The 7,012-nt window shown below is 39.9% G+C and carries 1 protein-coding gene; it reads right to left on the bottom strand.

What is annotated here, in order from left to right:
* On the bottom strand, window positions 1–6,891 hold a 6,891-nt coding region (locus HMPREF9965_RS09660; RefSeq protein ID WP_001042475.1), incomplete at its 3' end, for an SIALI-17 repeat-containing surface protein.
* Window positions 6,892–7,012 lie beyond the last annotated feature (121 nt).

Here is a 7,012-nt window from a genome sequence, read left to right as displayed (position 1 = left end):
TTCTACAAAGTTAGCACCGCCTTTGAATTCTGGAACATCGTTCACTGCTGCTTCTACAAAGTTAGCACCGCCTTTGAATTCTGGAACATCGTTCACTGCTGCTTCTACAAAGTTAGCACCGCCTTTGAATTCTGGAACATCGTTCACTGCTGCTTCTACAAAGTTAGCACCGCCTTTGAATTCTGGAACTTCATTGACTGGAGCAGGCTCCTCGCCTTTACTACTTGAAATAGATGCTTTCACTCCTACTTCAACAATGCGATCCTGAGCCTTTCTTTCTTCAGAATGAACAAGACTTCTAGTAGTACCCAAAACTTGAATATAGTCAACTTTTTCTCCATCTTGTCCTTCAGAAACGATACGACGTTGACCTTGAGCAAGTTCAGGGTTTTCACGAATAACTTCTTTAAACGGAAGCGGAGTCTTTTCAATTTCCAAACTTGGAGTTTCTGCTACTAAGTTCTTAACGCCTTCTGTTGGTGTTGTTTGGATGGTAGACTTAAAGTGTAAACGATATTCTTTCACCAGATTTCCATCTTTGGAAACAAGACGAACCAGTGTTGGAAGATTGGCATTTCCAGAATCCACAACTGTAACTACTCCATGTCCACTAGTTGTTGCAGTGACTTTTGGTTTTGAACCCATTGTTGTTAGAGTGTAATCTGTCACATTTGGATCAAAGTTTTCCAATGCTTTTCCGTCGATCGAAATAGTCGCTGATGGTGTTTCCACTTCTGCTCCCTTGCCTGCAGAGTAGGCTGTAAATTCTACAAGTGCAAGACCATTGGTAGTAGCCTTACGAGTCATGCGAGCACGAATTGCTGTCGTTTGAACCGGATCAAAATTAAACTCGATTGGTTTACCAGCTACTAATTCTCCAGAAGCTTTGTAAGGAATAGGTGCCCAATTTTCTGCCTTGTTGAATGGATGGTCAGCATTTTCTTCATAACGAGAAATCGTACTTGGTTCTGTAAAGGCAGGGCCAATATATCTTTCTAGAACCATTTTCTCTGGGGCATCTGTTCCACTATCTTTAAAGAACTGAATAGCTACTTTTCCAATAGATTGGGTGGCAATTTTACCGTCCTTCTTAAAGAGTAGTCCGACAGAAGTTTCTTCATTTTTCGGAGTACGAGACCAGTTTGTCCAACGTCCATCTTCATTGTATTTTCCATCATTGATATAGAAAATTCGATCATGTGAAGCTGCTTGTGTATCGTTCGTTGTCGAAGCAAAGGCTTTAGAATCCGTTTCATTGTTGCTTGGATTTTCTGAAATGACTTGATTTCCTTTAGAAACAACTGTCACCTGCATTTTAGTCATTAGATTTGTACCAATGACATGACCGGTAATTTCAAATGTTCCCTCATGCTCTGTTGCATGTTCAGGAATAGCATCCCATTTCACTGCCAGTTTATCTGTAGTCCAAGTAGTTGAAGTTGGGTAATAAACAGTGACTTCTGAAGGAAGTCGAAGAGCATCTCCAATATTCAAGATTTTAGCACTATTTTCTGCAGCAAGAGGTTGACTAGTTTCTCTCTCATCATTGCGGAAGATTCTATATTCTTTCAATACCGTACCATCTTCTGCTTTTAAGATGAGACGTGTTGCACCTTTTGGACTGGTTGCAGGAACAACTGTTACCAAACCATTATTGCTAGCTGTTGCAGTGATTTCTTTGCTAGATTGAGGAATATAGTAATCGGTCTTAGATGGATTAAAGTGTTCAAGATCCTTGCCATCTACCTTGATAGAAATCTCTGAACTTGTTTCACTTAAGACCTTGTTTCCAAGCACAGTTAGCTCTGTCAGACCAACACCTGAAGTTCCATCAGCCTTCTTCATACGAATACGAACAGCATAGGTTTCTACCTTGTCAAATGTGAAGTGATTTGTTTGAGTTGCAGATAGCTGACTTGGAGCATGTAAGTTTTCAACTGCTTTCCAATTGTCTGGATTATTAAATGGATGATTGCTAGCTCGTTGCGCATGACTGACATCACTTGGTAAATCAGGAACTTCTTTACCTACATAATATTCAACTACATATTCTTTTGGAAGACCAATTGCTCCATCAGTATAGAAATCAACCGACAAATTGTTGACAAAACGTTTCGTCAAGTCTCCTGAATTACCAAATAAGATAGAAGCCCAGTCATTATCAGTATTTGTTCTCCAAGTTGTCCATCTATTTTTAGCATCTGATGGCGTTCTTGATACAGTCAAGTCGTTCAAGGTATTGGCTGAATCATCTCCACCTGTATTGGATACAATGGCAGCTGGTAATTGTGAACCTGTCCATTGTTTAGAGATATTATTTCCAGCAACCACTTGACTAGACACTCGAACATGAGCTTTAGTTGTCAGATTGCTACCTACTAAACGACCATTGATTTCATAGACCCCTTCAGTTTGACTAAAGTTAGCTGGAACCTGATCCCAAACAACATCTTTGTAGATAGTTGTTCCGTTAGAATGGTAAGCCCGGACATTGGCTGGCAATTGAACCGTCTCACCCTTAGGTACTGTGAGGCTGATTTCCTCTGCAACTTGCAATCCTTCAACCGTTACAGTCGCTTGTGCTTCGATATCTGTACCTTCCACATGTCCTTTAAGCGTAAAGCTATGATAGTGCCCCAACTCTTTTTCATCTACCTTATCCCAAGTTACAGATACTTTGCGTGGTAAGCCCTTATCAAATTCTGCTCCAACTTCTTTAGGTAGATTCGGTTGCTGATTGATGTCTGTAGAAACAGATACAGGATGCAGTTTCACAATCTTCTTGTTAACTTTATTTTCTTTAATCACTACTTCAGTAGTTACAGATTCTGTTTTCTCTGTTTGATTATCGATTCGAGGTGTCAAAGTCACTCTTCCCTTAGTATAGAGCAATAGATTCTGACCATTCACCTCAAGATGTCCCCCATCAGATGATTTAGCTTCTAAGTGAATATCTGAAGCCGAAAATTCTGTTTGTGAACCATCCTCATAACGACCAATGACGTGATAAGTTAATACTTGATCTTCAGTGGCAGTTTCTTTTCCTTCTACAACCACTTCCAAACGTTTCAAAGCAGGAGCTTCCTTCACAAACTGAATTAAGTAAGTTTGAACCAAGTCACCCTTTTGGTCACTCAAGAAGAGAGAAGCCTGATAACCATTATCAGCAGAAGCTTGCTGAACAGTTACTTGATATCCGGTAGTCTGAGCTCCAACACTTGGAATTGTTCCAGTGTAAGGAAGAGATACACGGTAATAGGTCTTGCCAGACTCAAAATTCTCAAGAGCTTTATCCCCAACAGTAAGTCCTGTAATGCTACTTGTTGTTTCCTTACTACTTGCGATAAAGGTTGCAGTCACTTCACGGTCGTCATCTACCAATTTACCAGTAGCCTCCGTACGTCCACCTTCCTTGTTCAAAGCAGCAGGGTCTTTCAAGGTCCAAGAAACAACATCAGTATCAATCAAGCTACCATCTGTCAGAACAGCAGTGACCGTTTTATCCAAATCAGCCGCATTCGTTCCAACTGGGACTGTAGCAACTTTTGGTAACCATCTATCTAAAGCAATCACTTTAACAAGTGCCTCAGCTGGGGTTTCCAAACCTTCCACTCGTCCAAAGACTTTCTTTTCACCTGCGCTTGTAAGCAAGTCTGATGGCACGTCCCATGTTACAGTCTTTTCCTCAACACTACCATCGCTATAAATAGCTGTTACTGTTTGAGGCAATTCAGGATTTGTTGTCACGTCAGTTGTTGCTTTTACAGGAGCAAAGGCTACAAAGTGACGGTTTTCTTTCTTACCAGACACAGTTGCGACTGTTGCGCTATCAGAAGTTAAACCAGCAGAATCTGCATAAAGAGTAAATTTACCTTCTTTTTCTGTTGATTTTACAATGACAACCCCTTTACCATTGAAAGCACGTCTTTGCCATGTTCCATCTGCTTGAGCTTTGTAGCGTTCACGACTAGCTTGTTCTCCATTATCCACACCAACGATTTGTCCCTGACCATGAAGATTGAAATGAACAAGATTGTTAGCTGTTGGAACCACATTCCCATCACCATCAACAATTTCGTAATGGATGTAGGATAGGTCTTTTCCATCTGCAGTGATAACATGCTCTTCTTTAGTCAGACGAACTCTTGCTGGCTCCCCAGCAGTTGTCACACTATCACGCGCAATTTCATTCCCATTTTCATCTCGAGCAATCGCAGTCAGTGTACCTGGTTGGTATTTCACAAGCCACTCAAGATACAATTCACTTGGTTTAGCCCCCTCATGATATGGACGTCCATCTTCTGTCGTTTTCTTAGTAAATTCCTTTTTACCAAGTGACTCTCCATTTAAGAACAATTCGACGCTTGCAGCATTTGAGAAGGTACGAACCGGAACCTTTCCATCAACCAGCATCTTGCGTTCCTTAAGGGTCTCTTCAGTCCAGTTCCAATGTGGTAAAATGCGAACAGTTGGCTTTTCTTTAGCACTATACCATTCACTACGGTAAAGGTAGAAATCATTCTTTGGTAAACCAGCCGTATCGATGATACCAAAGTAAGAACTTTTTACAGGTGTATTATCTTGGTTATGCCATGGAGTTGGTTCACCGATATAGTCAATTCCTGTCCAGATAAATTGTCCAGCATAGCCAGCACGATCACGGTCAAAAGTCCATGATTCAGTAGCTGTTCTTCCCCATCCAACACGGTCATTACCATAGTCAGATTGTTCATAGTGACGATTTGGACGATTGTCATGTCCAAGGATTTGAGCAGGGTTATAATAAGAATCACGCGTTCTAGTAGCTGAAGAGGTTTCAGAACCATAAATGAGCCAGTCTGGATGAGCACTACGAACCGCATCATAAAAACGTTCACCATAGTTCATACCGACAGCATCCATGATTTCTGCGAGTTTCAAGAAATCACCTGTCGCTGCACGACTAAATTTATTTTCACCCATGGTGACATAACGTTCAGTATCAATCGCCTTGATAATAGCCTTCAGACGTTTAGCTGTCTCGATAGAACGAGGACTACCATTTGCCTCTTCCACCTCATTTCCAAGAGACCACATTACGATAGACGGATTGTTCTTATCACGTTCTACCATTGTTCTAAGATCAAAATCAGACCACTTCTCACCCTTCTTAGCTTCAGGATGAGTTGCATCTTGATCAAAGAACCGTCCATAGTCGTAAGTCTTCTTGCCACCATACCAAGTATCAAAAGCTTCCTCTTGAACCAAGAGACCTAAACTAGCTGCAGCATCAAGCAACTGAGGACTCGCTGGATTGTGGGTTGTTCGAATAGAGTTAACTCCCATATCTTTCAAGAGTTTTAATTTACGATAGGTAGCCTTATAATTCTCTTCTGCCCCCAAAGCTCCATTGTCATGGTGAATACTTACCCCGTGGAATTTCATACGTTCACCATTCAGAGAGAAACCTTCCTTCGCAGTCCAATTGAAATAACGGTAACCAAATGTATCTTCTGTTACATCAACTAGTTGACCTTCTTTATAAACCTTTGTTTTCAGCACATACAGTTGTGGATGATAACTTTTTGTCGTCCAAAGAGTTGGTTTATTAACTAGGATTGTTTGTCTGAAATCTGCAGTTTCATTTTCTGCTAAATTCTTCGTTTCAGAGCGGACTAATTCTGAAACAACCTTACCTTCCTTAGTAAAAATTTGTTGTTCCACAAAGACTTTAGTAGCCTTTTTATCCGTATTTTTAATCCTACTCTGAACCTGTGTTTCAACATTCCCTTCTTTTTGCTCAGCAAGTTTTGGAGTAGTGATATGATTACCATTTTCGGCAACATGAACTTTATCACGATAACTAAGGGTTACATCACGATAAATCCCACTTCCTGAATACCAGCGACTACTTGGTTGCTTATTGGTCACTTGAACAGTAATTGAATTTTCACTACCATCCTTGTTTAAAAATTCTGTGATATCATATGAAAAATGATTATAGCCGCTTGGATAATGTCCGACAAATTTACCATTTACATAGACCTTTGAATCCATGTAAACCCCATCAAAATTGATACGAACATCCTTATTCTTGTCAGCTTCATTTAATGTGAAAGTCTTACGATACCAAGCTGTTCCACCATTTAACTGGCCACCCTCATTACGCGCGGGAGATTTGTGATCAAAGTCAAAATAAATACTCCAATCATGAGGAAGATTCAATTTAGACCAATCATGAACATCCACATCTTTTTTTGAAAAATCTCCTTGAGCATTTAGTTTAAAATACCAATCTTTATTAAAATCTTGTTTTCGTTCCGATAATAGCTGTTTTTCCTTTTCAACTTCGGCTTTGTTTGACTCTCTAGACAGCACTTGCGATTTTTCAGAAGAAGGTTTAATCTCTGTGTCTGCTTTCACTTGGTCCTTTTCAGAAGTTTTTTTAGAATCCTCTTTCACTTCTGTTCCAGCTGTTACTGCAGATTCAACAGGCTTTGGATTTGCCTCTTCAGATTTCTGTTTGTTATCAGCCTTGTTTCCTTCTTCTACTTTATTTGGAGTTTCCCCTTTAGGACTAACCAATTCACGACTACTCTCGTTAGTAGGTGTAGTAGGTTCTGTATCCTTAGCAACTTTATCTTCTGCAGATTCAGCTTTTGGTTTTACAAACTCACGCCCACCATTCTCATCAGCCTTTGCGATAGCAGCTGCCACATCATCGGGAAGCTTATCTAAAGGTTGAGCTTGATGAACAGTTGTTTCTTCTGTTTGAGCATTGGATGAAGCCAACTCCTCAGCTTGGACAGCAGAAATACCAAATATACTAGCCCCAATCATCACAGATGCCGCACCTATTGCAAATTTACGAATGCTATAATGACAACGTTTATCAAAAAGTCTTTTGTTCATTAAAATCCTCATTTCTTTTTCTTGATACAAAGTAAGCGTTTACTTTATTTTTAAAAATAACCTCCTTCTGAATACACAAACAAGTACCAAGTTTTATAATATATTTTATATATTAAATATA

The sequence above is a fragment of the Streptococcus mitis bv. 2 str. SK95 genome (genome assembly GCF_000222705.1).
Classification (GTDB): domain Bacteria; phylum Bacillota; class Bacilli; order Lactobacillales; family Streptococcaceae; genus Streptococcus; species Streptococcus mitis_AY.
This window is presented reverse-complemented; position numbering and strand designations above follow the sequence as displayed.